Here is a 24,824-nt window from a genome sequence, read left to right as displayed (position 1 = left end):
GGGGCGAGAGGAATCACCATGACCGTCACGGAGGTTGCGGCCGAGCGGCTGGTCCGCATCGGCGAGGTGGCACGGGCCGCCGGCGTCTCGGTACGCGCCGTGCGCTACTACGAGCAGCAGGGGCTGCTCGTCGCGGAGCGCAGCCCGTCCGGCCAGCGCCTCTACCGGCAGGAAACCGTCACCCTGGTGCGCTTCTTCCAGCAGATGTTCGCCGCCGGTCTCACCAGCCGGAGGATCGCGGAACTCCTTCCATGCTGGGACACCGGGCACACCGACGCCGAGCAACGAGCCATGCTGCGCGCCGAGCGCGACCGTATCCAGGCCAAGGTCGACGACCTGCAGGCCGCCCTGGACCGCCTCGACGAGGTCATCGCGATCACGGACACGCACCCGTAGGCGCGGGCGGTCGGACGTCGCACCAGCGATCTACGGCTGGAGTACTGACTGGGCGTTAGGTCCTGTTTGGTTCCAGGTGGGCCGTTTCCGGAGGCCGTAACGCCGGGGCTACTGTGCTTGATGGGGCAGTCGACGCGCCGCGACGCCTGGGAGTCCTTTCGTTCCGCCTGCTCCTGTCTGCTCCCAACACGCCCCCGAGCGCAGCCCTTTGACCGTTGGCGGGGCCGACCGCGGTCGGCTACTTCGCAAACATGACGCCGCACGGCTCCTGTTCCAACGACCTGTCGGACGTCCGCTGGGTGCTGATCGAGCCCGTGCTGACGTCCCGGCGGGAGGATCGCTGAGCACCCTTGGTGCCTTGCGCCGTCGGCCACGGGCTCGGCCTGTGCAGCCCGGACGCGGTTGCCACCGCCAGCCGGACACACCCCCCGTGTCCGCCGCACCCCTCGGCCCTTCCGACCACTACGCCGCCCGTGCAGGAACACAGTGGCGAAGCGGACCACAAGCACGCCACCGCCGGGCCCCGCGAAACGGTCCGCGCTCGGGGACTTTCCATCCACCCCGGTGCGGCACACCGGATCTCAGCGTTTGGTCGCGATGTAGTAGGCGTTGATCGGATCGCCCTCCACGGACTCGATGTCGATGTTCTCGAAGCCGGCCTCCTTCAGCATGCGCACCGCCGTCTCCTGCCCCCACGCGGTGCCCAGGCCCGCTCCGCCCGTGCTGAGCGAGGTCGTCATGCAGTAGAAGACGGAGAAGCCGTAGAGCGCAGGCCCAAAGGGATGTCCGACGTTCGCCTCCAGCTTGCTGGAGGCGGCGATGTCACCCATCAGGAACGTGCCTCCCTCACGCAGGGCCCTCGCGATCGCCGCCAGTGTTTCGGCCGGCCGCGCCAGGTCGTGGATCACATCGAAGGCCGTGATGAGGTCGTACTCCCCGGTGATCTCCGTCGAGTCGGCAAGCGAGTAACCGAGGTTGGTCAGCCCGGCGCCGGCCGCCTCGGCGCGTGCGGTCTCGATGCCGGCTTCCGACTGATCCAGGCCGTGGAAGCGGCTGGCGGGGAAGGCCCGGGCCAGCACGAGAGGCGCGTGGCCCTGACCGGTGCCCACGTCGAGGACGTCGATCCCGGCGCGCAACCGCTCCTCAAGCCCCGGTACCAGCGGCACGATGGTGTTCACGAGCGCCAGGTCGTAGATCCGGGCGGTCTCCTCGGCCTGCAGTGCCTGGAACCGCGGATAGGCGGAGTACGGCACGCCGCCGCCATCGCGGAAGCAGCGCAGGACCTGCTGTTCGACCTCCCCCATGAGCGCGATGTAGGGCATGATCCCGGCGAGGTTGTCCGGGCCCGCAGCGGTGGTCAGACAGGCAGCGTGCTCCGGAGGCAGAACGTACGTCTGCCGCTCAGGCTCGTACTCCACGAAACCGCCGACGACCATGCCGCCCAGCCACTCGCGTACGTACCGCTCGTCGAGGTCCGCCGCCTTGGCTACGTCGGCACTGGTCGACGGCGGAAGGGCCGCCAGGGTGTCGAACAGGCCACACTGGTGGCCGACACTGACGAGCAGGGCGAGAGCGGCCTTGTTCAGGACATCGGCGACTTCCCCCGCGAACGCCTCCTGCCTGGCAGGATCCAAGGGCGCCTGCTGCGTATCAAGGGTGGACATGACCACTCCTTCCGTCCGGGGCGGCTGAGACACGCCCACGAAGGCCGGTGTTCTTTCACGTTACGCCCGTGATGTGGACCTGATCCTTACGGTGCCGTGACGTCTCAAGGAGGCAACGCTGCGGGGCCGTGCAGGCCTTGGCAGGATCTCTGATCCATCCTGCTCGAAGCCTCTGACCTGCTGTTCCCCGGCCGGATCGGGACGCCCGCTTCCGCGGAGTGCCGTGCGTGATGCGACGGCGGCCCGTCCACCGCTGTGCGGAAGGATCCGGCTTTGACCACCCCGTTGGCGGAGCCGCCATCCGGGGCCTCCTCGTCGTGGTGCCGGCCTTCGCGATCATCTGTAAATCCGGCTGGCCGGAGGCGGCGGTCGCGGTCGCGGTCCCGGTCGCCGCGCTGCTGATGCTTTGCGCTGATCTATGGGATCAGCCGCACCCAGCCCGAGGCGGACTTTGCGCCGTGAGGGTGGCTGCGGCCCCGGTGCGGCGGCGGCCAACTGTCGATTCCTGTGGATCAGTTGAGGGTGCACGGTGGGTTCAGGAAAGGGCGCCGGCCGCGGCCGCGGTGACCAGGAGGAGGCCGAAGACCGACTGACCTACCACGCCGGCATGCGAGTTGAGCGCTGAGTCGCCGTCCGTTACGAGGCGGGCGCGCTGTTGGCGGTCCTCAAGTGGCTGTGACCAGCACTTTCCCGAAAGGCTCTGGGTGATCTGCCGGCCGGACCGGCTCGATCACCCAGGTTGCGTTGAGTTTCCGTACTCACGTGCGGGGCGGCTTGGCATTGCGAGCATCGGTGCAGCGGCGTGGTCGAGAGCGCCGGGTTCCTTCAGCCGAGAGTGTTCGAGAGAGTTACGGAGAACTCGCCATGTCCCGTCGTATCGCCCTGTCCGTCGTCGCTGGTGCTGTCGTCCTGGCGGGTGCCGGGGCCTTCGCTCTCGCGTATGCCGGGGACCAGGCGCCCGCCCTCGCGCACAACACCGCCCGCTACACCGCCCCGGCCGGCGAGCGGGACGGCTCGTTCACCTTCTCCACCGAGGTCACGGCGCCCTCCGGCGTGAAGACCCTGAAGGTGCTGGCCTGGCCCGAGAAGTCGGGACTTGCCGCGAAGCAGCCGACCGCCAAGGAGATGACCCATGCGGAGTCGGCCCGATGCAAGCCCGCCGGCGCGGACACCGTGCGGTGTGTGTACACGGCCGCGGTGACCGCTGCCGAGGCCGCTTCGTCCCCGCGCGGCTCCTGGCATGTCGCCGTCCTCGCCACTGCCAAGGACGGCACCACCACTCTGGACACCAAGACGGCGGACTTCACGGTCGGCTGACCGGACTGCCCGGGGGCAGCCGCGTCACCAACCTGCCCGGACGGCACACCTGGTGCCCCTTGCGGGTGGTGGCGATCGGCCCTGGACTTCGACGCAGACGAACCGGCCCGCATCGACGCGATCGTCACGTCGTGAGGCGCTCGCTCACCTCCCAGAGGCGGGTCGCCGCCGCCGGGTCAACGGCGCCCGGCAGCACGCCGGGCGTCTGCTCGCTCTCGTACCAGGCGGCCTCGGTCTCGGGTGTCACCAGCGGGCTGATGTCGCAGTTCTCGCAGTAGACCCCGCCGAGGCCGCCCAACTGCGGGCTGGTCGCGCACCACACGCCGGTGGCCGCGCCCTGCTGCACCGTCTTCCACTGACGCTCGGGATCGATGACGGGCCTGCCGTCCTCGTCGACCGTGCCCGACGCCCGGATGATCTCCGGGTCGATGTGCCTGACCAGCCCGGTGTCGATGATGATCCCGGGGTGCACGGAGAAGGAACGTACACCCTGTGCCGACCCGCGCCGGTCCAGCTCGACGGCGAAGAGCGCGTTGGCCGTCTTCGACTGGCCGTAGGCCACGAACGGTTCGTAGGGCCGGTGCTCGAAGTGCAGGTCGTCGAAGTCGACGCCGCCGAAGCGGATGCCCCGCGAGGACACGGACACGACCCGGGCGCCGTCCGCCGCGACGAGCGCCGGCCACAGTCGCTGGACCAGCTGGAAGTGACCCAGGTGGTTGGTCGCGAACTGCACCTCGTAGCCGCGGGCGTCCCGGATCAGCGGAGTCGCCATGATCCCGGCGCTGTTGACCAGGATGTGCAGCGGCCGCCCGGAAGCCAGGAACTTCTCCGCGAAGGCGTCGATCGACGTCGGCTCCAGCAGGTCCAGGTACTCGATCTCGGCCCCGGGCACGTCCGTCAGTGCGCCCCGTGCCCGCTCCGGGTCACGCGCCGGTACGACGACCTCGGCGCCGGCCGAGCGCAGCACGCGGGCCGTCTCCAGACCGATGCCGGAGTAGCCGCCGGTGACGATCGTGACCTTGCCGGTCAGGTCGGTTCCCTTGATCACCTCCTCGGCGCTGGACGCGGCGCCGAAGCCGGAGCGGACGGGGTGCTGTGCGGTGGTCATGTCGGGCCCCTCTTCGAAAAAAGCTGACCAGGCCACCGTAAGGTCGCAGTTCCGTACGATGAATGTTTGAGAATCCGCATTACTTGCGTGATAGTTCCAGCATGACCGCGGATCCGCTCTCCGACGCCCTCGCCGTCGCCGACGCCCGCAGTGTGTTCTCCGGTGGTTTCAGGGCCGGAGGCGACTGGGCGATCCGGCTCGAGGGACGCGACAAGCTGAAGGTCAACGCCGTGCTGCGCGGCCGGTGCCTGATGGTGCCGCCGGACGGCGGTGAGCCCCTGCCGCTGGTGGAGGGCGACATCGTGGTCTCCGACGGCAGACGGCCGTACGTGCTGTGCAGCGGGCCGGGCGTCGAGCCGGTCAGCTCCGACCAGGTCGCGATGGATCCCGCAACCCGCATGGGCCAGCTCGGTCACGGTGAGGACGTCGCCTGCGTCTCCGGTCACATCGACCTCAGCCGGGACAGCGGCGAGCTGCTGCGCCGGGCGCTGCCGGAGCTGATCCACGTGCAGGGTGGCGCGGCCGAGGCACCCGTGCTGCGCTGGCTGGTCGGACAGTTGATGGGGGAGATGAAGACGCGCCGGGCGGGTGTCGAGTTCGCCGCGGACCAGCTGGCCCAGCTGATGTTCGTGCATGTGCTGCGGGTCTGCCTCGCCGAGGCCGAGGGGCTGCCGCCGGGCTGGCTGCGCGCACTAGCCGACGAACGGCTCGCACCGGCCCTGCGCCTGATGCACGCCGACCCGGGACACCCCTGGCAGCTGGGGGAGCTGGCCCGTGCCGCCGCCATGTCCCGCACCACCTTCGCCGTACGGTTCAAGGAGGCGGCCGGGGTGCCGCCGCTGACGTATCTGCTGAACTGGCGCATGAGCCTCGCGGCCCGCGCTCTGCGCCAGGACACGACCCGCGTCGCGGCCCTCGCCCGCTCTGTCGGCTACACCTCCGAGAGCGCCTTCAGCAACGCCTTCAAACGATCCATGGGCGTCGCGCCCCGGCGCTACCGGGACGCTGCCAGAGCCTAGTGGTGAGGCAGCCTTGCGGAAGATGCGCCACCAGTCTTCCTGGAGGTTGAGCCAGCGCCGACGGGGACGAAGACGTGCCGGATTCTTGGACGGTCCTGCAGCCAGGTGCGGGTGGACAGGCTGTTGCGCGAGGACCGGTTCGCGGTCCACCACTCTGCGGACGGCGTCCGCCCCCGGCCCGGCGTCGCCGACGGCGGATGCAAGCGTGTTCGTGGATACACGAGGTGCGGAAGGCGCGGGCATAGATGCCGAGGTCAGCTTGGGTCGTTCGAAGTGCCGAGGAAGGCGTCCGATTCCTCGCATGTGGGGGTGCGGTACTCCTCGCTGAGGCGCAGGGCTCGGCGGCGGCGATGAACGCGCGGTGGGCCTCGATGGCTTCGGCCAGGTAGAGCGCGTTGTAGCCGGTGGTGGTGTTGATGTCGGTGGTGGTGTTGATGTCGGAGTGTCCGGCGATGACTCGGGCGATGTGTGTGGGGAGTCCGCTGCGGATGGCGTGGGTGATGAAGCCGCGCCGGAGGTGCCGAGGGTCGAAGTTCACGAGGCAGAGTCTGGCGACCACCCGGCGGCCCAGGTGGCCGGGGATCAGACGGCCAGACGGCGAATGGCTACTGCGGCCGCGTCGTCGTCGAGGTGTCCGTGGACGTGGGCCAGCAGGTCGTCCCGGAGGTGGCGGAGGAGTTCGTCGGGGTCGTCCTTGGTCCACTCGGGCGCCCGTTCGGTGAACGGGTAGAACAGTCCGTCGGCGTTGCGTGCTTCGATGACGCCGTCTGTGTACAGGAGTAGCAGGTCGCCGACCTCGAACGGGAAGGTCTGGACGTCGTAGGCGGTGATGCCGAAGACCCCGCCGAATCCGATCGGGAGGTGGCTCGCCTCGGCCGTGAGGGGGGTGAGCCGACTGCCGCGCAGGAGGAGCGGCGGTGGGTGCCCGCAGGTGATGAGGTGGACGACCGGATCGTGGTCGGGGATGTCGAGCAGTGTGGCGGTGGCGAAGTCCTCGTGGGTGTCCTGCTCCGCCGTTGGTCGCCACTGGCTGGTGTCCCAGCGGAACGCGGCGTCCAGGTGGACGGCGAGGCGGGGGAGAGTGGCCTGGCGATGGGCGGCAGCGCGGAAGGCGCCAAGCAGCAGGGCGGCGTTGTTGATCGCGGCCAGGCCGCTGCCGCGCACATCGCCTATGAGGAGCCGGGTGCTCTGGTGGTCGGTCCGTGCGGCGGCGTAGAGGTCTCCGCCCAGCTCGGCTTCTTCCTCGGCGGGAAGGTACAGGCCGGCGATCCGCAGTGGGCCGGCGTGTGCGGGCAACGGTTGCAGCAGCACGCTCTGCGCCGCCTCGGCCACCGACCGCACCCGGTCCAGTTGCTGCTCACGCCGGTCTCGCACCATGCAGATGGTGACACAGATGCTGGAGACGACGATCAGGGCGGCGATCTGGGCCTGGATGTTGGCGGTGGGCAGGACCCCTCTGAGTGCGCCGATCAGCACCTGGGCTGCCACCGCGAGAGCCCCCATCAGTGCCGTCATTCGAGCCCCGGCGAACGCCACTGTGATCGCGGGTGCCGCCACCAGCAGCGGACCGAGGTGGATGTGCGGCGGAGACAGCACATCCACTACACAGACCGTGACGATCAGCCCCAGTGGGATCACGAGAAGCGTGGGTCTGTGACCCGGCTGCCAGGAGCCTCGGTAGTCCGGCCGTGGTCGATGGGCCATGATCTAAGCGTCCCACTTGTTTCTGCTTATGGGGATATGCGCCGCTTGAGGTAGTCGCAAGGGCGCCGTGCACCCTCGTGAACCGTCGGGCTGGGCCGGTGGCCGGGAGGCACGGATGCAGATGCGGCTGAGCCGCTACGGGGTGCACGCCGAGGGGGTGGTGGACCAGGAGCACGAGCCGGGGGGCTGTATCGGGCAGGACTGACCGACTCGTGGCCGGGGTGTGGTCCCGAGGTAGGTGTGAGCATGCGGTTGTAGGTGTCCTTGTTCTGTTCTCCAACCCGCGATGCGGGAGGGCAGGGCCGTACTCGGCTGCCGGTCACGAGCAGGATGAGGGGTGGGGTGGTGAGCCTGCGCAGTCAACTGTCCTGTACGCCTTGGTGGTTGAGGGGCCGTGTCACCGTGCGGGGTGGGAGGGAGCGCGGTGGCGCAAGGAGCTTCCGGCCTTCAAGTCGTACGCCCGCGCCAGGGAATTGGGCGGTGGGCCACCGCCCGGGGCGAGAGTGAAAACGCGGCCGCCGCGCGCGCTGCTGTGCCACCTGTGCGCCCGTGCGCGGGGCGCTCTCAACGTGCCTGCTGGGCAGACTGATGAGCGTCGGCTTCACCCCGCGTCCAGCGGCAGGAGGTTAGGGCATGGCAGCAGCGCGCATGACTCGACGACACCGCGGAATCCTCCGGATAACGGACGTACTGGCGGCCTCGGCGGGGCGCGGGCGGCGGGTGTGGACCGGGGGACACCGAACGTCCGGCGCCCGGACGAGATGGCTCCTGCTGAGCGTCTGCCTGATCCTGAGCGCTTTCTGCTCCAGCACAACATCTCTGGCCGTTGCCACCAAGCCGTCGGCCCAGCAGTGCGACGAAGTGCCGACCGGCGTCTCCACGGGCGATCACTGGCTGAGGTTCAGAGTGCCGCCCGGGCTCATGCCGGACCCTCGGTTCGACGGGCGCCCGGCGAAGATCCAGGTGCATCGCGTCCAGCCGGTGTACGCGAACGGCAAATGCCCAGGCGTGCCCAACCGGGCCGCGGTGCTGATCCACGGCCGTACTGTCACCGCCTCGCCGGCCTTCGACCTGCGCTTCCCCGCCCCGGAAGGTGGCTCGCTGAGCGTGCAGGAAGGGCTCGCGCGGGCGGGAATCGACACGTTCGCCCCGAGCCTGCTCGGCTACGGCCACTCGACGCGCTTCGACGACGGCCTGAACGACCCCGGCAACGCGAGCCTGAGGCCCTATCTCGCGGACGGCACCTGTCCGTACCCCGAGGGGTGCGACCGCACCCACAACCCGATCTTCACCCTCGACCAGCAGGGGACCCTGCTCCTGACCAATCCGCTGGGCGGTCAGAGGCGCGCGCACTCAAGCAATTACCGCTTTGCGCGCATGGACGTCTGGGTACGCGATATCCGTCAGGTGATCGATGACGCCATCACACGCGCGCAGCCGGCGGACGGCAAGGTCACCCTGCTCGGCTATTCGCTCGGCGGGCCGCGCGTCGGGCGGACGCTGTACGCAGCCAACCCCAACCCGCTGTTGCCCGGAAGCGCCGCCGTCATCGCGAAGGTCAACCGCGCCGTGTTCATGTCGTCGCTCTTCGGCGGACCGACCGAGGAGACGACACCCCCGACGGGCTTCGTCACGTTCCCGCTGACGCTGGAGCGCCGCCCGGGGGCACCGGTGCTGCCGCCGGATCGCGAGGCCGCGTGCACCGGACGTGTCATCCCCGGCAGCCAGGATCAGTTCTGGAAACAGATCATGGAGCAGGACACCGAGGGGCGGAACTGGGGAGGGGACGATCCCGGCAACCCGACCGGTCTCAACCGCTCGCCGACGTTCTCCAATTACGGCTGGAACACCGCCGTCGCGGGGCAGCTGACGCCGCCCACGCTGGTCCTCCACGGTCTCGAGGACGCCACCGCGCCGCCGGCCAATGCGCCCGCCATCTTCAACGCTCTCCCGGCGTCGATGACGAACAAGGTGCTCGTTCAGGTCAAGTGCGCAAGCCACCAGATGCAGATGGAGGGCTGCTCCGGCCCACGCTGCACACCACAGTCCGGAACGCCCTACGGCGGGCGCCCCGGCGAACCGTGGGCCGGCCCCCACGCCACGGTCAAGGCGGCCCTGATCGAGTGGATCAGGAACGGCACCTTCAACGGCGCCACGAACGGACAGTTCACCGTCGACGAAAGCGGGGTGGCCAGCGCCAGCCCGTAGAGCGGCCCCGGGCTGCCAGGGCTGTGGCACCGCCCCTTCCGGGCGAGCCGCAGCCCTCCGCTCTCGCAAAACTCGCCGACGAACGTGGCGCTCCGCCACCCGACCCGCGCGGCGACTTCGCGTCATTGGAGGACTTCATGCCGTCCGGGACAGGTGCAAAGGCACGGGACCCATGGAGTCGCGCGGACCTTCGCCGGGTTACGCGCGGGGCATCGTCATCGCGGGGCCGGGGGCGGTGTGTGCCGCGGCCACGGTGTGCCGACCTGTTCCTCCACGGCCGTTCGGAATGCTTCCAGAAGGATGCATCCGGGATACGTGCCGAACGTTCCATACTTCCAGCGGTAGTAGCACGACCAGTAGCTGACCACGCGGCGTTCCGTGCGGGCGAAGAAGGCCGGATTCTGGGCGATGAACTGCCCGTAGAGTCGGCGTTGGGGCGAGTTAGGCCTGGGCAGTCCGGGGAGCCCCCGGCTGATGGCCTCGAGGATCTCCAGCACGTACTCGCCCGCCAGCTGCACCACGAACGGGACCACCCACGGCTCGCTGGATGCCACGAGCTGCTCGAGGCGGCGCTGGCGGACCAGGCCGTCACTGTGCCGGGAGTACAGGCAGTGCAGTATCACCTGCTGGGTTTTGGGCAGGCGGCGTTCCAAGCCGGCATCCGGCTCCTCGTTGTAGATGCGCGAGGGGATGGCCACCGTTTCACCCTGCACCTCGACCTCGAAGGACTGAGACGGCGCCAATCCGGCAGCCGGCATGACAGCCAGGACGTCCTGCACGTCGTCGGCAAGACGAGCCGGAAAAGCTGCCGCCAGAACATGGGCGACGTTCGACGGGTCCCGCGGTAGCTGCACAACACGAGGATAGGCGGCGTTCCTTTCGCCTTCTTGACGGCGACCTCGCCGCCGCGCGGGAGCTTCTTCGAGCCGCTCACCAGGTCCTTGAAGCCCTGGTCTGCGCGGAGGCGCGGAACGGAGGTCTTCTTGACCCGAACCCGCTCGCCGGTCTGCGGGTGACGGGCGTAGCGGGCTGGACGGTCGACCTTCTCGAACGAGCCGAAGCCGGTGACCGAGACCCGGTCCCCCGCGACGTGCCCCACGTGCACGACAACGGGGCGGGCCATCGGGCTCGGCGGAAACCCCACCGCTTGGGCCCTGGCGAGCGTCTCGCGCGGTTTGCCCTTGTTCCCCTCCATGGCCTACGCGGCGCAGCGCGCTCAGCGCCAGATGCGCGTCGAGCGGGCTCCCTCGCCGTGGCTCGTGGGGCTGGTCAAGTGGCTGCCGCTACCAGCATTTCGACCGCTTCGCCGGCGCCGCCGCACGCACACCCCACTCCGCATCGACACAGTCGATCAGGCCCGGGGAGCGGACCGTACGGCGGTGACGATGGCGAGTCCGGGCAGTACGAGGGTGATGCCGGACAGCGTGTAGGCGAGCCACGAAGCCATCGACGTCCAGTGGTTCCAGGCGATGCCTACGACCCACCCGCCGGGGACGGCAAGGAGGCCGCCCACAGTTACTGCAGTCCTGGCCGCGACCTGCACACGACGATTCAGGAGGATTTCGTCGCGCCAGTATTCAGGCCAATCGGCTTGGGAGAGTCCGTTGGGAAGCGGGGTGGGTGGGGGCGGTGCTTGGGGAAGAGGCTTCCGCCAGACGAAGAGGATGGCGCACATGAAGGCGACTCCGCCACCGTAGACGAGCACGGTGGCCCAGACGTTGACATGCCGCTCAAGGACCGAGTTGTTGAATCCATCGGCGGATATGATGATCATCAACATCGCGAACTGCGCCGTGAACTGAATCAATCCACGGAAGAAGCGCACTTCCCCATGCTTGTTGCGGTCGTAAGCCGGCAGGAGCCAGGCTAGCGCGACAACCACGATCAGAGCGTCCGCGGCAAGGATCGCCCCGAAGAACAACTGCTCCGTGATCGCCCGGGTGCATACCAGCTCCCCCGAGGTGAGGGCATACAGGTACGACGCTGTTGCGAGACCAATGAAGCAGGGCAGGAAGAGCTTCAGGCCGCGTGACGCATGGCCGTCCCCGCCCTGAGGATTCTTCTGGCCGATGACGGTGACCAGGCCGGCGAGGACGAAGCCCGCCATGATGCCGCAGAAGGCGCTCATTGCTCCTGCGGACGCAATAGGACTCCAGTCGATGCCGTCTTTGCCCAAGACACACGTATCGGGAGTGAAGTGGGCGGGTTCCCTGAGAAACGTCATAACTGTGGATGGTGACAGTCTGGGACCACTCATACCGTGGGACGAGGGAAATCGTGACGATCCATCAGGAGCACAGGGAGCGCACGGTAGACCGCGAAGAGCATGCTCCTTGCGGATCCAGGTCCAAAGACGGAATCCGTCTCGGATACAGGCAGAATGAGCTGGACAGTCATGCAGAGGCCAAAGAAATACGCACTGGCAGGGCGTCTGGCATCTGGGCCAACGCGGCTCACCCTCTGGGCGCCCCCTTACGCGCATGGACCCTTGGAAGGGTCGCAAGGTGGGTGGCACTCTCGCGGTGGAGGTGGCCTTGGTGGTCCTGTTCCTGTCTCTCTTGCGTTGACTCTTGTGAGCGACCGATGACGGGTTGACCACTGGGCGACGACGGCCCCGCCCCGGCCCACGGAGCGGGGCCGATGAACGTGCGGGCAGCCGGGATGCGCGATTATGCGAATGGCCATGACTGGCTCATCATCGTCCAACTCCCCTCCTGCGCACCTGACGTGACCCCGGTCGAGGGTGTCTGGTCACTACTACGGCGCGGCCCCCTGGCCAACACCTCGGCTGGACGTCCGCGCACCGCGTCCTGGCTATTCGCCCAGCAGAAGGATCTCCAAGAACTCCTGCGGGGCATCCCTGCAGACGTCGTGGCCGCTGTGCAGGGTGTGGACGCGCCAGGTTGGATCGTTGGCCAGCTGGTCGCGGACGGTGGTGAAGGGCGTGCCGTCCCACCCGGACAGATACACGTAATCCCGGGTCTTGACCTCACGCAGGCCGCCCGTGTCCAGCCGGATCCGCTGGAGGAAAGAGGCCAGTGGATGTGCGGTCACGCGCGGATCGCTGCCGGACGGCGACTGGACCGCGTATCCGTCCGCCGCCGCGTTCTCGAGGAACAGGCTGCGGTAGGCATCTGTGGTCAGGTCCCAACAGGACTGGCCGTCCTCGGGTACGTAGGCGTCGCAGTAGACCAGGCGGCGCACCACGCCGGAAGGGGCGCGGTCGGCGGCACCGCTGATCACCATGCCGCCGTAACTGTGCCCGACGAGAACGGCGTCGCTGACCTCCTCGGTGGCGAGTACGGCGAGCACGTCGTCGATGTGGGTGTCGAGATTGACGTTGGCAGAGTTCAGGTGGGCGCGGTCGCCGACACCAGTGGGTGTAACGGTCAGCGCCCGGTGTCCGGCGGCGCGCAGCCGGTCGGCCAAGCCGGAGAAATACCAGCCGCCGCGCCAGCCGCCGGGAACTAGAACGAAGGTCGCCATGCAGGCATGAACGATGCCCACATGACGCTGATTCCTTCACGGCATGAGCAGTTCGCGCGAGTCCTGCTCGTCCTGACGAACCTCGACGCCACCACTGCCAAAAGATCTACACGTTGGACATCCGCCCACGACCAGTCCGAGCGTCCTGCCGACGCCACACCAACTCCTTGACCGGCTACTTCAAGCAAGATGGCGCAACTTCATCGAACGCACCCGGAACCGCTACGGACATCCATCGCCTGCTGCAGAAACGCTGCACCATCAGCGCCATCGCCCGCCGTCTGAACCTTGACCGCACGACCGTGCGCCGCTTCCGCGACACAGTCGGCCACCGCATGGCCGCCCTGGGCGCGGCTGCGCGCCTACCGAAAGCCGAGGTGCGGATCGGCGCCGACCAGCTCGCCGCTGACGGCCCACAGACGAGCGGCGACGGCTGGGGCGGCCATATGAGAGGGGACGGGCTCACGCCTCGGTATGCCACGCAGGCCGAAGGCTCTCGGCCCCCACAGCTGCCCTCCCTGCACCTCCAGGTCGAGTACGGCACGGACAACGGGCCATGCTCCGGCGTCCTTGCCCTGCACCAAGAGCGCGGAGGGCAAGGCGCGCAGCCGCTCGCTGGGGGTTGTCACGCTTACCGGCGGGCGGGACGGGGTGAGGGCGTCCAGTGCGCCGCCGGGGTGGGCCACCACACTGAGCACCGTGCTGCCCATGGCACGCAGGCGGCGATCGAGTTCGAAGCCAAAGCACATCTGCGCCAGCTTCGATCGGCCGTAGGCGCGCTTGGGCCGGTAGTCCTGGGCCGACTGCAGATCGTCGAGGTCCAGTCGCTCGGACCGCGCCGCGAAGCTTCCCACCGTCACGATGCGGCCCGCCGGTGCCGCGGACAGCAGGGGGGCCAGCCACTGGGTCAGCGCGAAGTGGCCGAGGTGGTTGGTGCCGAACATCAGCTCGTGGCCGTCCTTGGTCTCTCGGCGCGGCGGGTCGTCGAGCGCGACCCCTGCGTTGTGGACCACTGCGTCGAGATGATCGACGTCGAGCCTGTCTACGGCGGTCTTCAGGGACGACAGGTCGGCGAGGTCCAGTTGAAGGTGCCGCACATGCGCGCCGGGGACACGCGAGCGGATCGAAGCCATGGCGGTGTCGGCCTTCGCGCTGTTCCGGCTGCCGAGTATGACGACGGCGCCGGTGGCGGCGAGCTGCTCTGCGGCGAAGTAGCCGATCCCGGCGTTACCCCCGGTGACCAGGAAGGTCCTGCCCTCGGCGGACGGCAGCCGCTGAACGTCCCACGGTCGGCTCTGGGATGCGGATGACACGATGACAGGCTCCTTGCGCTCCGGGGCAGCGTGCTCGTGGAGAGCACCAACCCGCCCAAGGTCGCAACCTCCACCGACACACCGCCGACAGATCACGCTCACCACCGACAGATTTCCGACACCCCTCCGGATAACTGCAGAGAGCACAAAGACCGCTACGCCCACGACCGGCGCGGAACTGAGAGCGAGTGCGGCCGGCTGAAGCACTCAGTTGGTCAACTCGGGCGCGCAGTCACACTGCTTGATCGTGACCAGGCAGCGACGCAGAGCGGTGCTGAAGGGTCAAGAGTTGGATCCCTTGTGGATCCCTTTCGGCAAGGAGGGTGGACGAGGGGTCGGGACCGGGACGATCGTGAACGACATGAGCGATCAACGCGTTGTACCTGTCGCGGCTCATGAGCCGCCCTACTACGCCGTCGTCTTCACCTCCCTGCGCACCGAGGCGGACGGCGGATACGGCGAGACCGCCCAGCGCATGGGCGAGTTGGTGAAGGAGGTTCCCGGGTTCCTCGGCGAGGACTCCGCCCGCACGCCCGGCGGGCTCTCTGTCACCGTCGCCTACTTCCGGGATCTGGCCGGGATCGAGGAATGGCGCAACCACGCCGAGCACCGGGCCGCCAAGGCGTACGGGCGGGAGCACTGGTACGAGCGGTACGCACATAGCCAAGGTCGAGCACAGCCACGGCTTCGAGCGGGGCGGCGCATGACCGAAGGCAGCGAAGCGGACGAGGCCCGCAGGTTCTGAAAGCGGCTCGGGCTGCCCGGGCTGCTCGACGTGCACGCCCCCCACGCCTTCCTGGACGGTGCTCTATCGCGCGACCGCGGAGGCCGTCCGGGTCCAGCGGGTAGCCGTACGGCCACCCGCCGGACCGGTGGTGATCACCGCCCTCGCCGTCCTGCCGAGCTCTCCGGGGCCCGCAGTGCGGCGGCTCCTGGAGTCGGTCCCCGCGGAAACGGACTGAGGGGCGGGGGCGCCCGTCCCGCGGTCGAATCAGCCTGTCCCACGGGCAGCGCGGCCTGTCTCGCGGCCAGGACCGGCCTGTCCCGCAGTCAAAGCGGCCCGTCCTGCTGCCAGGATCCGACCGACTGGTGGCCAGGGACCAGCCGGCCCTTGCGAGGAGGGGGTCAGAGGGCCTCAAGCCCCTTGCCAGTTACGGCCACCAGCGTCTGTTGGCGGTGGTCCTCGCCGAAGGCGATCCCGAGGACGGCACGGGCGACCCCGGCTGCGTCGAGCGGCACCGGGTAGTGCTCCTTCAGATAGGCCTCCGCCGACTGGCCGCTCTCGGCACCGTACGCGGCGGCCGCGGCCTCACCGATCGTGGTGCCCACCAGCAACTGGCGCGGGACCAGGGCGATGAACCGGATGCCGAGTCCGCGGGCGTCGGAGGCGGACTGAAGGTAGGCGGCCAGGAACATCTGCGTCCGCTTGGCGCCCGCATAGCCGCCCGACAGCGGCGAGCCGCCAAGCCCCGCCCCACTCGACACGATCACCACCGTCGAGTCCGCACGCAGCGGGCGTGCCAGTGCGGCCCGGCCCACCTCGAAGGCGATCTTGACGTCGACGTTCCACGGCGCCGAGAACGACTCCCAGCTCTGCTCCCCGATGGGCGCCATCCGCGGACGCGTCCCCGCGGTGACCACGACGAGATCCGGGTCGGCCTCGTCGAGGAGCGCGGCGACCTGCGCGGGATCCGTGGCGTCCCGCTCGTGGCCGGTGGCCAGGACGTCGACTCCGGCGGCGGTGAGGGCATCGGCGGTGGCGCGTCCCACGCCGCTGCCGGCGCCGATGACGAGGGCGTTGCGGATGGTCATGGTGTTCCTCCGTGAAGGTGCCAAGCCGCGGCCCGGCGCTCGCGCGCCATCGGGCTCGGGAAATCGGCTCGGGCTCGGAAAATCGGCAGTGATTGGCGTCGACAGGTGTCACTTGCCGCCGTACTCGTCGTGACGGCGCCACCACATGCCGGTCTCGTTGCGGCCGAGCGGGGCGCGGTCGAGCCACTGGTACATGCCCCACAGGCCGTCGACGCCGCGCTCGTACGCCGAGTAGGTGTGGTAGACCACCCCGTCCTCGCGCGCGAACGCGCTCAGGCCCGGTCCCTCTCGCCGGTAGGTGTCCCAGTCCGTTCCCACGCTCGACGCGAACTCGGCGAGCTGGGCGCCCAGTTCGCCGGAGGGCAGCCGGAAGTCCCTGTTCTCACGGTAGTTGTACGTGACGGCTCCCGCGCGCCACTCCTCCTCGGTGTGGGCCACCCCGAAGTCGTAGTTGAAGTCGCTGCCGTACGACGACGCCCAGGGGAAATTCCAGCCCATCCGCTGCTTGTACGCCTGCAGTTTCGCAAGCGGCGCCCGCGACACCGCGCAGAGCGTGACGTCGTGATGCGCGAGGTGGACGACGGAGCCGTCGAAACCGTCCGCGATCGCCGAGCAGGACCGGCATCCCGCCTTGTACTCGGGCCCGAACATGAAGTGGTAGACGAGGAGTTGGGAGCGCCCGGCGAAGAGGTCGTCAAGGGACGCCGGGCCCTCTTCGGTCTCGAAGCGGTACTCCTTGTCGACACGGACCCACGGCAGTTCCTGCCGCCGCCGCGCCAGTTCGTCGCCACGCCGGGTCAGCTCCTTCTCGGCTTCGAGCAGGTCCAGCCTGGCCGCGAGCCACTCCTCACGGGTTCCCGTCTTGTGGTCGGTCATGGTCTCTCGCTTTCTTGTGCTTCTTCTCGCTTCTTCTTGTTCATCGGATGTGTGCGGTCCGCGCCGTCGATGACGTCTCATATCGAGGGCATGAGACCGGGAACGGACGAGGGTGCGGCGAGGATCAGGAGTCCGAGTCCGACGATCGCCAGCCCCGACGGCACATCGAGGGCGGCTCTCGCGGGCAGCAGCTTCTGCGCGAGGACGAGGACGGCGATCAGGGACATCCAGGTGAGGCTCATGACGCCCAGCGCGAGCAGCATCAGCGTCAGCCCGATGCACGAGCCGACGCAGGAGAGCCCGAACGCGAGCCCGGAGCGGACGCCCTCGTGGCAGCGCCGCCGGAGGTGCCGCTTGAGCGGGGTGAGTTCGTAGGCGCCTGCCGCGATCACCACCACGCCGGCGGTGAACGATCCGTGCGGCCGGTACACGGCGTACCCGGCGAAGCCGACGAGGGCCCAGACGGCGAGATACGCCCCGACGAACAACGGCACGGCGGTCAATCCGCGACCACCGCGGGCGTGGGCGTAGCGCAGAACCGCCGGTGTGGCGCCCGGCAGCATCATCGCCGCCATCATCGCAACCCACAGGGCGGCGAAGGAGCCGAAGGAACCGAGCCGGGTCGCAACCCCCATGTCCATCGCCCCGCTCATCTGCCGGACCGCGACGGCCCAGGACACGGCGGTGAGCCCGAGCATCGCCGTCAGCGTGGCCGCCGCCGCGGGCGTCCTGGTCCTCGCCGTGGCGTCGGCATCTGCGCCAACCGGGTTCCGCAGCTCAGGACTTGGCACGTTGCGCCGCCGAGAGTTCCGCCAGTTGCAGCTCCAGGGCCTTCACCACACCGCCGCGCCAGCCCTCGGCCAGAGACTCCGCGAGAGGATCGGGGAAGATGTCCTCCTCGTCCTTCTCCACCCCGTCGAAGACGGCCCGCGCGACGGACTCCGCGGACGCCTTCGGTACGTCGATGCCCCGGGACATGTCGGTGTCCACGGGGCCGGTCAGCACGGCATGTACGCTCACACCGCGTCCGGCCAGCAGGGCGCGCAGCGACTGCGTCAGGGAGAACGCGGCCGCCTTCGACACCGAGTAGGCCGGAATCAGCGGCAACGGGGCGAGACCGTTCACCGACAGGTTGTTGACGATCGCGCCCCGCGAGCGAAGCAGCAGCGGGAGGAACGCCCCCGTCACCTCATAGGTGCCGAAGAGATTGACGGCGAGGTGCCGCTCGAGGACGGAGCGGTCGCTCAGGTCGTCGTAGTGCGCGATGCCGGCGTTGTTGACGAGCACGTCGAGGACGCCGTGGGATGCGACCTCCTCGGCGGCCCGGCGCAACTGGTCCGCGTCGGTCACGTCCAGCGTCAGGGGAGTGACCCGCTCGTCCGGGTGGTCCAGCGGCACGCGCGTACCGACGTACACCCGCGCCGCGTCCCTCCTCAGGGCCTCCTCGACCAGCTCCCGGCCGATGCCGCGGTTGCCTCCAGTGATCAGTACTGCACGGCCCGTGATGTTCGTCATGGTGGCGATCTCCTTTGTTCCTCGTGAAATGCGGTGTGGAAGCCGGTGTGAAATGCGGTCGCTTGTTGAGACACGGCCGCATCGAGGAAGTCACCGATGACTTTTCGGCCCGGACGGTGTCCTTATCGGGAGGACGAGCCGACGAGGCGAAGCGAGGATGTCGTGGTGATCGAATCGACCCTGGTACGGGCGCGGGCGGGTGACGGGGAGGCGTTCCGAGAGCTCACCGAGCCCTACCGGCGGGAGCTCCAGGTGCACTGCTACCGGATGCTCGGCTCCGTGCAGGACGCGGAGGACATGGTCCAGGAGACCCTGCTTGCCGCCTGGCGCGGGCTCGGGGGATTCCAGGCGCGGGCCTCGGTGCGCGCCTGGCTGTACCGCATCGCGACCAACCGCTGTCTGAACGCGCTGCGCGACACGGCCCGCCGCCCCCGCCCCCAGCAGCCGCCGGCCGGCCCCCCGGTCGACGTACCCGAGCCGACGCGCCGCTCCGAACCGCTCTGGTTCGAGCCCTACCCGGACACCCTGCTGGAGGACCTGCCGGACACGGCACCGGGACCGGACGCCCGCTACGAGTCCAGGGAGTCGCTGGCCCTGGCCTTCGTGGCAGGACTCCAGCGTCTGCCGCCGCGGCAGCGCGCGGTGCTGGTGCTGCGCGACGTGCTCGGTTTCCGCACGGCGGAGGTGGCCGACCTGCTCGACAGCAGCGGCGTCTCGGTGAACAGCGCCCTGCAGCGGGCGCGCACGGCCCTGGACAGCCAGTTGCCCGCGCGCGACCGCGACCGGGCGCCCCTGCCGCGCTCACCGCGTGAACGCGAGCTCGTCGGCCGGTTCGTGGACGCGATGGAGAGCTCCGACGTCGACGGGCTGGTCGCCCTGCTGACCGATGACGCCTGGCTGACGATGCCGCCCGAGCCCCTCGAGTACCAGGGACGCGTGGCCATCGCCCGGTTCTACGAGACCCTGCCCTGGTGGGGCGGCAAAGCGCTCCGGCTGGTGCCCGCGCGGGCGAACGGCCAGCCGGCGTTCGGCTCCTACCTGCGCGATCCCACCAGCCCGATCGCGCGTGCCTACGGGCTGGTGGTGCTCTCGCTGGAGGGCGACCGGATCTCCGCCATCACCCGCTTCGGTGACAACGGCCTCTTCCCCATGTTCGGACTGCCCCGAACGCTCCGCGACTAGCCTCGAAGTTTCGTGACGGTCCGCCGACGGAGTCGGTGGACCGTTGCCGGCTCGCCTGCTTCGGCCCGCACGGCATCGATCGCCCGCGGTGCTTTCTGTCGATCAGGAACGGACCGCTGTGGGACGGTAGCGTTCGGTGATCGCCTTCTTGTACGCCTCGCCCTCGTCGCCGAGCCGTCGTTGCCCGTCGGCGAGGTACTCCAGCATCTCGGCGTAGACCTCGGATCCGGCGGGCAGCCCGTGGCCGCGGGCGCGCCCGCCGGGCGGCTGGAGATCTTCAATGGCTGGGATTACGGCGGTTGGAAGCTCAGTCCGGACACGGACGGCGAGCAGTCATCTTCCACGCCCAACCGCCGTCATGGCGTCGCGGTACTCAGCCCAGCGCGATCGCGGTCCACGACACCGGCGGCAGCTCGATGCTGAGCAGGCCGTCGGACAGGATCGCGCTCGGGTTCGCGTGCGGGGTCACGCGGTTCTGCTCCGTGAGTGTGTTCTTCGCGTACGCATCCTTGTCGGCGAGTGTGACCGCCTCCAGAATCCGCGAGGAGCCGAGGCCGCGCACATCGACGGTGACCTGAGTGGCTTGCGTGAGCTCGCGGTTGACGAGGAAGAGTGCGGCCCGGTCCTCGTCGACGGTCGCGATGGCGTCGACTACAGACGCCTCGCCATGGCGTGCGGTCGTGTAGGTCGGCGCCTCGACAACGGGCCGGATCACCTCACCGGCGGCGAGCCGGCTGGTGATCGAGAACGGGTAGAAGGTCGTCTGCCGCCAGGCCGGGCCGCCGGGCTCGGTCATGATCGGCGCGATCACGTTGACCAGTTGCGCGAGCGACGCCGAGGCGACGCGGTCGCTGTGCTTGAGCAGCGTCATCAGCAGATTGCCGACGATGACGGCGTCCGCCACCGAGTAGACGTCCTCCAGCTGCCGGGGGGCGTGCCGCCACTCGTCGTTGACCTCGTCGGACTCCTCGTGCTCCTTCTGGTACCAGACGTTCCACTCGTCGAACGAGATGTTGATCTTCTTGTTGGAGCGTCTCTTGTAGCCCACATGGTCGGCGGTCGCGACGACGGTGTCGATGAAGTAGTCCATGTCGGTCGCCGAGGCGAGGAAGGAGCCGAGGTCGCCGTCGTGCTCCTGGTAGTAGGCGTGGCAGGAGACGTAGTCGACGTGGTCGTAGGCGTGTTCGAGCACCGTGCGCTCCCAGTCGCCGAAGGTCGGCATCCCGGAGTTGGAGGAGCCGCAGACCACCAGTTCGAGGTCCTTGTCGGCCATCTTCATCGCGCCGGCGGTACGGGCGGCGAGCTTGCCGTAGTCGTCGGCCGTCATGAAGCCGGTCTGCCAGGGCCCGTCCATCTCGTTGCCGAGGCACCACATGCGCACGTTGTGCGGCTCCGGTGTGCCGTTGGCGACCCGCAGGTCCGACAGCGCCGTACCGGAGGGGTGGTTGGCGTACTCGAGCAGGTCCAGGGCGGGCAGGATGCCCCGCGTGCCGAGGTTCACCGCGAGCATCATCTCGGAGTCGGTGAGCTTGAGCCAGCGGGCGAACTCGTCCAGGCCGACCTGGTTCGACTCCAGCGAGTGCCAGGCGAGGTCGCGGCGGACCGGGCGCTTCTCGCGCGGGCCGACCGAGTCCTCCCAGCGGAAGCCGGACACGAAGTTGCCGCCCGGGTAGCGGACGGTCCTGGTGCCCAGCTCCCTGACCAGTTCGACGACGTCCATACGGAACCCGTCGTCGTTCGCGGTCGGGTGTTCCGGCTCGTAGAGCCCGGTGTATACGCAGCGGCCGAGGTGTTCGACGAACGAGCCGAAGGTGCGGCGCCGGACAGGAGCGATGACGGCCAGCTTGTCGAGAATGACGTGTGCGCGGGGCAATGCGGTGGTCCTTTGCGGGTCAGGGTGAGCGTGGGGCGGCGAACGCGCTACTTGACGGCACCTGCGGTCAGGCCCCTGCGCCAGAACCGCTGGAGGCTGACGAAGGCGACGAGCAGCGGGATCAGCGACAGGAACGCACCGGTGATCGGCAGCAGTGGCGGCACTCCGTTGGCGAACTCCGAGCGCCACTGCACCAGGCCCACCGTGACGGGTTGCAGTGAGGGGGTGTTGAGCATGAGCGAGGGCAGCAGGTAGTTGTTCCAGATGGCGACGAACTGGAACAGGAAGACGGTCACCAGCGCCGGGGACATCAGCGGCAGGGCGATCCGGAAGAAGGTGCGCTGTTCGCCTGCTCCGTCGATCCGTGCGGCCTCGAGGAGTTCGTCCGGGACGGACGACCCGGCGAAGATCCGGCACAGGTAGACGCCGAACGGGCTGACACAGCTGGGCAGCAGCACCGACCAATAGGAGTCGGTGATGTCCAGCTTCGCCATGAGCAGGAACAACGGCAGGGCGAACATCGGCGCCGGGATGAGTACCGAGGCGAGGATGACGTTGAACACACTCTCGCGGCCGCGGAAGGTGAACTTGGACAGCGCGTAGCCGGCCATCGCGGACAGCAGGGTGCCGACGGCGGCGCCGACGAGGCTGTACAGCGCGCTGTTGGCGAGCCAGGTGGAGAAGATGCCGTTCTGGAAGCTGAACACGTTCTTGATGTTGGTGACCAGGCCGAAGTGGGAGAACCACAGCGGCGTACCGGTGTAGAGGTAGCCCGAGGCCTTGGTCGAAGAGACGAACAGCCACCACAGCGGGATCAGCGTGTACAGGGCCATCAGGCCCAGCACGCCGTTGACGACGGCCTTGCTCGCGACGTCGGTGCCGCGGCGGGGCGGTCGGGTCGGTCGGTCGGCCCGGAGCACGCTCATGCCATCGCTCCCTTGCGCTGGTTGTACTTGAGGAATCCGAACGAGAGCACGAGGGTGATCAGCGCGAGCACGACGGACTCGGCGGCGGCCAGGTTCTGGCCGCCCACGTCCATGCCCAGGGTCGTGTTCATGATCGGGGTGAACTTCGGGTCGACGCCCGGGATGCGCGCGCCGACCAGCACCGCCGGCTCGGTGTACATCTGCGCTGTTCCGATGATGGAGAAGACCGTGGTCAGCACCAGCGCGGGACGCACCAGCGGGATCTTCACCGCCCACGCCAGGCGCCAACCAGTGCAGCCGTCGAGCGCGGCGGCCTCCATCACCTCGGCCGGGATCGTCTGCAGCGCGGAGTAGATGATCAGCATGTTGTAGCCGGTCCAGCCCCACGTGATCATGTTCCCGATCGAGACCGGAACCCACGACGGCGACAGGAAGTCGGTGTGGATCCCGAGGTGGGACAGCGGTCCGGTGAACGGCGAGAGGTCTTTCACCAGCAGGAAGGACCACATCACCGCGGCGATCGCACCCGGCAATGCGTAGGGCAGGAAGAAGGTGAGCCGGTAGGTCTTCCGCAGCCGGGCCGAGCGGGAGTCCAGCAGGAGCGCGAGCAGGAGGGCCAGGCTGAGCATGACCGGGACCTGGACGCAGCCCAGCAGCACGACCCGGACGATCGACGCGATGAAGTCATGGTCTTTGAAGGCGTCGGCGTAGTTGGACAGTCCCGCGAACTCCGTGGACTGCGCACCGCCGAACAGCCCCGCGCGATGGACGGTGAAGAAGCTCTGGTAGATCGCGTAACAGATCGGCGCGACCATCATGGAAAGGAAGAGCACCGCGAACGGCGCCAGGAAACCCGACGCGGTGAGCGCGCTGCGGCGGCCGGTGCGCCGCGGCCGACCGGCGGGGGAGACGCGGCGAGTGGCCGCGGGCGCCGGTCGCGGCGGTGACGCGGTCCGGGTGCTGCTGGGACTGCTCATGGAAACCTCGCTGGGCGGTTCGTCGTCAGAGAGCGGGTTCCCGCGGCGCCGGACACGGACGGCCGCGGGAATCCTTCGGGGCGGACGGAGTTCCGCTGCCTCAGCCGTTGGTCACCGACAGTCCGAGCTTCTTGATCGCTGCGACCGTCGAGGCCTGGACCGTGGTGACCGCGTCCGGCAGGGTGCCCTTACCGATGGCACCGGTGAAGTCCGTCTCGACCTGCTGGAAGGTCGGGCCGTTGGTCCAGGTGCTGGGCACCTGCGCGGCGGAGGCCTTGTACACGTCACCGACCTTCTGGCCGCCGAAGTACGGGTCACCCCCCGTGAGCGACGGGTCTTCCTGTCCGGCCTTCGACGCCGGGTACAGCCCGCCTTCGATGCCCGACTTCACGGCCTGCGGGTCACTGGACAGGAAATCGGCGAACTGCACTGCTTCCTTGGGCGTCTTGCACCCGGTCATCACCGAGGTGGCCGAGCCGCCGCTGCTGGCGCTCTTGCCGTCCCCGGCCCCCCAGGTCGGCATCGGGGCGACCCTCCACTTGCCGGACAGGTTCTGCAGGTCCGACTTCAGACCGCCGGCGGCCCAGGCCGCGCCGACGAACGTCAGCACCTTGCCGGCTTCGGAGGCCTTGTTGAACTGCGGGTCCCAGGCGCTGCCGGTCTTCGCCACCAGGCCCTTGTCCTTGAGGTCCTGCCAGTAGGAGGCGACCTTGCGGGTGCCGGGGTTGTCGATGCTGACGGTCCAGCTGTCCCCCTTGGTCGAGTACCAGGACTGACCGGTCTGCAAGGTGAAGGACGCCAAACTGCCGGCGTCGCCGAGCATGGTGCCGAACTTCACGCCGGGGTCGGCGGCGGTGACCTTCTCGGCGTCGGCCTTGTACTCGGCCCAGGTGGCCGGCGGCTTGCTGATGCCGTACTTGGCGAACAGGTCTTTGCGGTAGAAGAGGACCATCGGGCCGACGTCCACCGGAACCCCGTAGATCTTGCCGCCGACGCTGGAGGCTGAGACGGCCGACGGGATGTACTTGTCCATGCCGTCGCTCGCGTACTGCGTGATGTCCATGACGGAGTTCTTCACGAGCATCGACGGGATGTTCTGGTACTCGATCTGGGCCAGACACGGGCCCTTGCCGGCGGTGAGCGCGTTGCTGATCTGGGTGTAGCCGCCCTTGGGGCCCGACGGGATCTTCTTGAAGGTGATCTTGGTGTTCGGGTGGGAGGCGTTCCACTGGTCGACGATCTTCTCGTAGCCGGCCCAGCCCCAGAACTCCATGTTCACCGGTCTGCTGTGGCCCGATTCCCCGGCGGAGTCCTTCTTGTCGCTGCTGCATGCGCCGACGCCGAACGTGATGGCGGTCGCGGTGGCGAGCGCCAGGAGTCTGCGGCTGCGTATGGTGGTGCTGTCCATGTGAGAGAAACCCTTCGTGATGGGGACTGACTTGCTGGAC

The 24,824-nt window shown here is 68.8% G+C and carries 21 protein-coding genes and 2 pseudogenes; 7 read left to right on the top strand and 16 right to left on the bottom strand.

Features of this window, described 5'->3' with window-relative positions; genetic code table 11:
- Positions 1-18 precede the first annotated feature (18 nt).
- Entirely contained in the window at positions 19-396 is a 378-nt protein-coding gene (locus tag ABT254_RS42310) for a MerR family transcriptional regulator (RefSeq protein WP_351482899.1), read from the top strand.
- A 581-nt stretch (positions 397-977) separates the two neighbouring features.
- Here ABT254_RS42310 and ABT254_RS42305 read toward each other — a convergent pair.
- Entirely contained in the window at positions 978-2,060 is a 1,083-nt protein-coding gene (locus ABT254_RS42305; RefSeq protein WP_351482897.1) for a class I SAM-dependent methyltransferase, read from the bottom strand.
- A gap of 864 nt (positions 2,061-2,924) precedes the next feature.
- Here ABT254_RS42305 and ABT254_RS42300 point away from each other — a divergent pair.
- Positions 2,925-3,377: a DUF5707 domain-containing protein gene (locus ABT254_RS42300; RefSeq protein WP_351482896.1), complete on the top strand. Its 453-nt coding sequence runs from the start codon at positions 2,925-2,927 to the stop codon at positions 3,375-3,377.
- A gap of 124 nt (positions 3,378-3,501) precedes the next feature.
- Here the strand turns inward: ABT254_RS42300 and ABT254_RS42295 are convergent, their stop codons facing one another.
- Entirely contained in the window at positions 3,502-4,485 is a 984-nt protein-coding gene (locus tag ABT254_RS42295) for an oxidoreductase (RefSeq protein WP_351482894.1), read from the bottom strand.
- 101 nt (positions 4,486-4,586) lie between these two features.
- Between ABT254_RS42295 and ABT254_RS42290 the strand changes: the two genes are divergently transcribed.
- Complete coding sequence (locus tag ABT254_RS42290; protein WP_351482892.1) at positions 4,587-5,504, top strand: AraC family transcriptional regulator; 918 nt, start codon at positions 4,587-4,589, stop codon at positions 5,502-5,504.
- Positions 5,505-6,086: 582 nt separating this feature from the next.
- Here the strand turns inward: ABT254_RS42290 and ABT254_RS42285 are convergent.
- Positions 6,087-7,208, bottom strand: a complete 1,122-nt coding sequence (locus tag ABT254_RS42285) for a PP2C family protein-serine/threonine phosphatase (RefSeq protein WP_351482890.1) — start codon at positions 7,206-7,208, stop codon at positions 6,087-6,089.
- 633 nt (positions 7,209-7,841) lie between these two features.
- Here ABT254_RS42285 and ABT254_RS42280 point away from each other — a divergent pair.
- Entirely contained in the window at positions 7,842-9,416 is a 1,575-nt protein-coding gene (locus ABT254_RS42280) for an alpha/beta hydrolase family protein (protein WP_351482888.1), read from the top strand.
- A gap of 215 nt (positions 9,417-9,631) precedes the next feature.
- On the opposite strand, the gene ABT254_RS42275 is transcribed toward ABT254_RS42280, so the two are convergent.
- From ABT254_RS42275 to ABT254_RS42265, 3 genes and pseudogenes are all read right to left on the bottom strand, one after another.
- Positions 9,632-10,270, bottom strand: coding sequence for a hypothetical protein (locus tag ABT254_RS42275; protein WP_351482886.1), 639 nt, complete (start codon positions 10,268-10,270; stop codon positions 9,632-9,634).
- 26 nt (positions 10,271-10,296) lie between these two features.
- Positions 10,297-10,611: pseudogene (locus ABT254_RS42270) on the bottom strand (HU family DNA-binding protein); the annotation flags it as partial.
- A 156-nt stretch (positions 10,612-10,767) separates the two neighbouring features.
- Positions 10,768-11,544: a hypothetical protein gene (locus ABT254_RS42265; protein WP_351482884.1), complete on the bottom strand. Its 777-nt coding sequence runs from the start codon at positions 11,542-11,544 to the stop codon at positions 10,768-10,770.
- A gap of 521 nt (positions 11,545-12,065) precedes the next feature.
- Between ABT254_RS42265 and ABT254_RS46615 the strand changes: the two are divergent.
- Positions 12,066-12,203, top strand: a pseudogene (locus ABT254_RS46615) (IS630 family transposase); the annotation flags it as partial.
- A 27-nt stretch (positions 12,204-12,230) separates the two neighbouring features.
- Here ABT254_RS46615 and ABT254_RS42260 read toward each other — a convergent pair.
- Both ABT254_RS42260 and ABT254_RS42255 read right to left on the bottom strand, forming a co-directional pair.
- Positions 12,231-12,923 carry an alpha/beta fold hydrolase gene (locus ABT254_RS42260; protein ID WP_351482882.1) on the bottom strand — a complete coding sequence of 231 codons (693 nt, stop codon included), beginning with the start codon at positions 12,921-12,923 and terminating at the stop codon, positions 12,231-12,233.
- 341 nt (positions 12,924-13,264) lie between these two features.
- On the bottom strand, positions 13,265-14,215 hold the full coding sequence (locus tag ABT254_RS42255) for an SDR family NAD(P)-dependent oxidoreductase (protein ID WP_351482880.1): 951 nt from the start codon (positions 14,213-14,215) through the stop codon (positions 13,265-13,267).
- 361 nt (positions 14,216-14,576) lie between these two features.
- On the opposite strand from ABT254_RS42255, the gene ABT254_RS42250 reads away from it, so the two are divergent.
- The gene (locus tag ABT254_RS42250) at positions 14,577-14,960 is read left to right on the top strand and encodes an antibiotic biosynthesis monooxygenase family protein (protein ID WP_351482879.1); all 384 of its coding nucleotides are present in this window, start codon (positions 14,577-14,579) and stop codon (positions 14,958-14,960) included.
- 380 nt (positions 14,961-15,340) lie between these two features.
- Here ABT254_RS42250 and ABT254_RS42245 read toward each other — a convergent pair whose 3' ends face one another.
- The 4 genes from ABT254_RS42245 to ABT254_RS42230 all read right to left on the bottom strand — a co-directional run bounded on the left by ABT254_RS42245 (position 15,341) and on the right by ABT254_RS42230 (position 18,418).
- On the bottom strand, positions 15,341-16,027 hold the full coding sequence (locus ABT254_RS42245) for an NAD-dependent epimerase/dehydratase family protein (protein ID WP_351482878.1): 687 nt from the start codon (positions 16,025-16,027) through the stop codon (positions 15,341-15,343).
- A gap of 108 nt (positions 16,028-16,135) precedes the next feature.
- A complete protein-coding gene (locus ABT254_RS42240) occupies positions 16,136-16,903 on the bottom strand; it encodes a DUF899 domain-containing protein (RefSeq protein ID WP_351482877.1) in 768 nt (255 codons plus the stop codon).
- 77 nt (positions 16,904-16,980) lie between these two features.
- The gene (locus tag ABT254_RS42235) at positions 16,981-17,601 is read right to left on the bottom strand and encodes a copper chaperone (RefSeq protein ID WP_351482876.1); all 621 of its coding nucleotides are present in this window, start codon (positions 17,599-17,601) and stop codon (positions 16,981-16,983) included.
- A gap of 79 nt (positions 17,602-17,680) precedes the next feature.
- Positions 17,681-18,418 (bottom strand): SDR family NAD(P)-dependent oxidoreductase, encoded by a 738-nt coding sequence (locus tag ABT254_RS42230; protein WP_351482875.1) that lies wholly within the window; start codon positions 18,416-18,418, stop codon positions 17,681-17,683.
- A gap of 165 nt (positions 18,419-18,583) precedes the next feature.
- Here ABT254_RS42230 and ABT254_RS42225 point away from each other — a divergent pair, with 165 nt between their 5' ends.
- Positions 18,584-19,600 (top strand): sigma-70 family RNA polymerase sigma factor, encoded by a 1,017-nt coding sequence (locus ABT254_RS42225; protein ID WP_351482873.1) that lies wholly within the window; start codon positions 18,584-18,586, stop codon positions 19,598-19,600.
- 373 nt (positions 19,601-19,973) lie between these two features.
- Here ABT254_RS42225 and arfA read toward each other — a convergent pair whose 3' ends face one another.
- The 4 genes from arfA to ABT254_RS42205 form a co-directional block, all read right to left on the bottom strand.
- On the bottom strand, positions 19,974-21,473 hold the full coding sequence (arfA, locus tag ABT254_RS42220; RefSeq protein WP_351482871.1) for an arabinosylfuranosidase ArfA: 1,500 nt from the start codon (positions 21,471-21,473) through the stop codon (positions 19,974-19,976).
- A gap of 47 nt (positions 21,474-21,520) precedes the next feature.
- Positions 21,521-22,399, bottom strand: coding sequence for a carbohydrate ABC transporter permease (locus ABT254_RS42215; protein ID WP_351482869.1), 879 nt, complete (start codon positions 22,397-22,399; stop codon positions 21,521-21,523).
- The gene (locus ABT254_RS42210) at positions 22,396-23,376 is read right to left on the bottom strand and encodes a carbohydrate ABC transporter permease (RefSeq protein ID WP_351482867.1); all 981 of its coding nucleotides are present in this window, start codon (positions 23,374-23,376) and stop codon (positions 22,396-22,398) included. Before ABT254_RS42210 ends, ABT254_RS42215 begins: the two co-directional genes overlap by 4 nt.
- Positions 23,377-23,476: 100 nt before the next feature.
- Entirely contained in the window at positions 23,477-24,784 is a 1,308-nt protein-coding gene (locus ABT254_RS42205) for an ABC transporter substrate-binding protein (RefSeq protein WP_351482865.1), read from the bottom strand.
- Positions 24,785-24,824: the final 40 nt, after the last annotated feature.

The organism is Streptomyces sp. NPDC001137, assembly GCF_040298885.1.
GTDB lineage: Bacteria > Actinomycetota > Actinomycetes > Streptomycetales > Streptomycetaceae > Streptomyces.
Note: the sequence above shows the minus strand (reverse complement) of the source record. Positions and strands in the feature narration are given on the sequence as shown.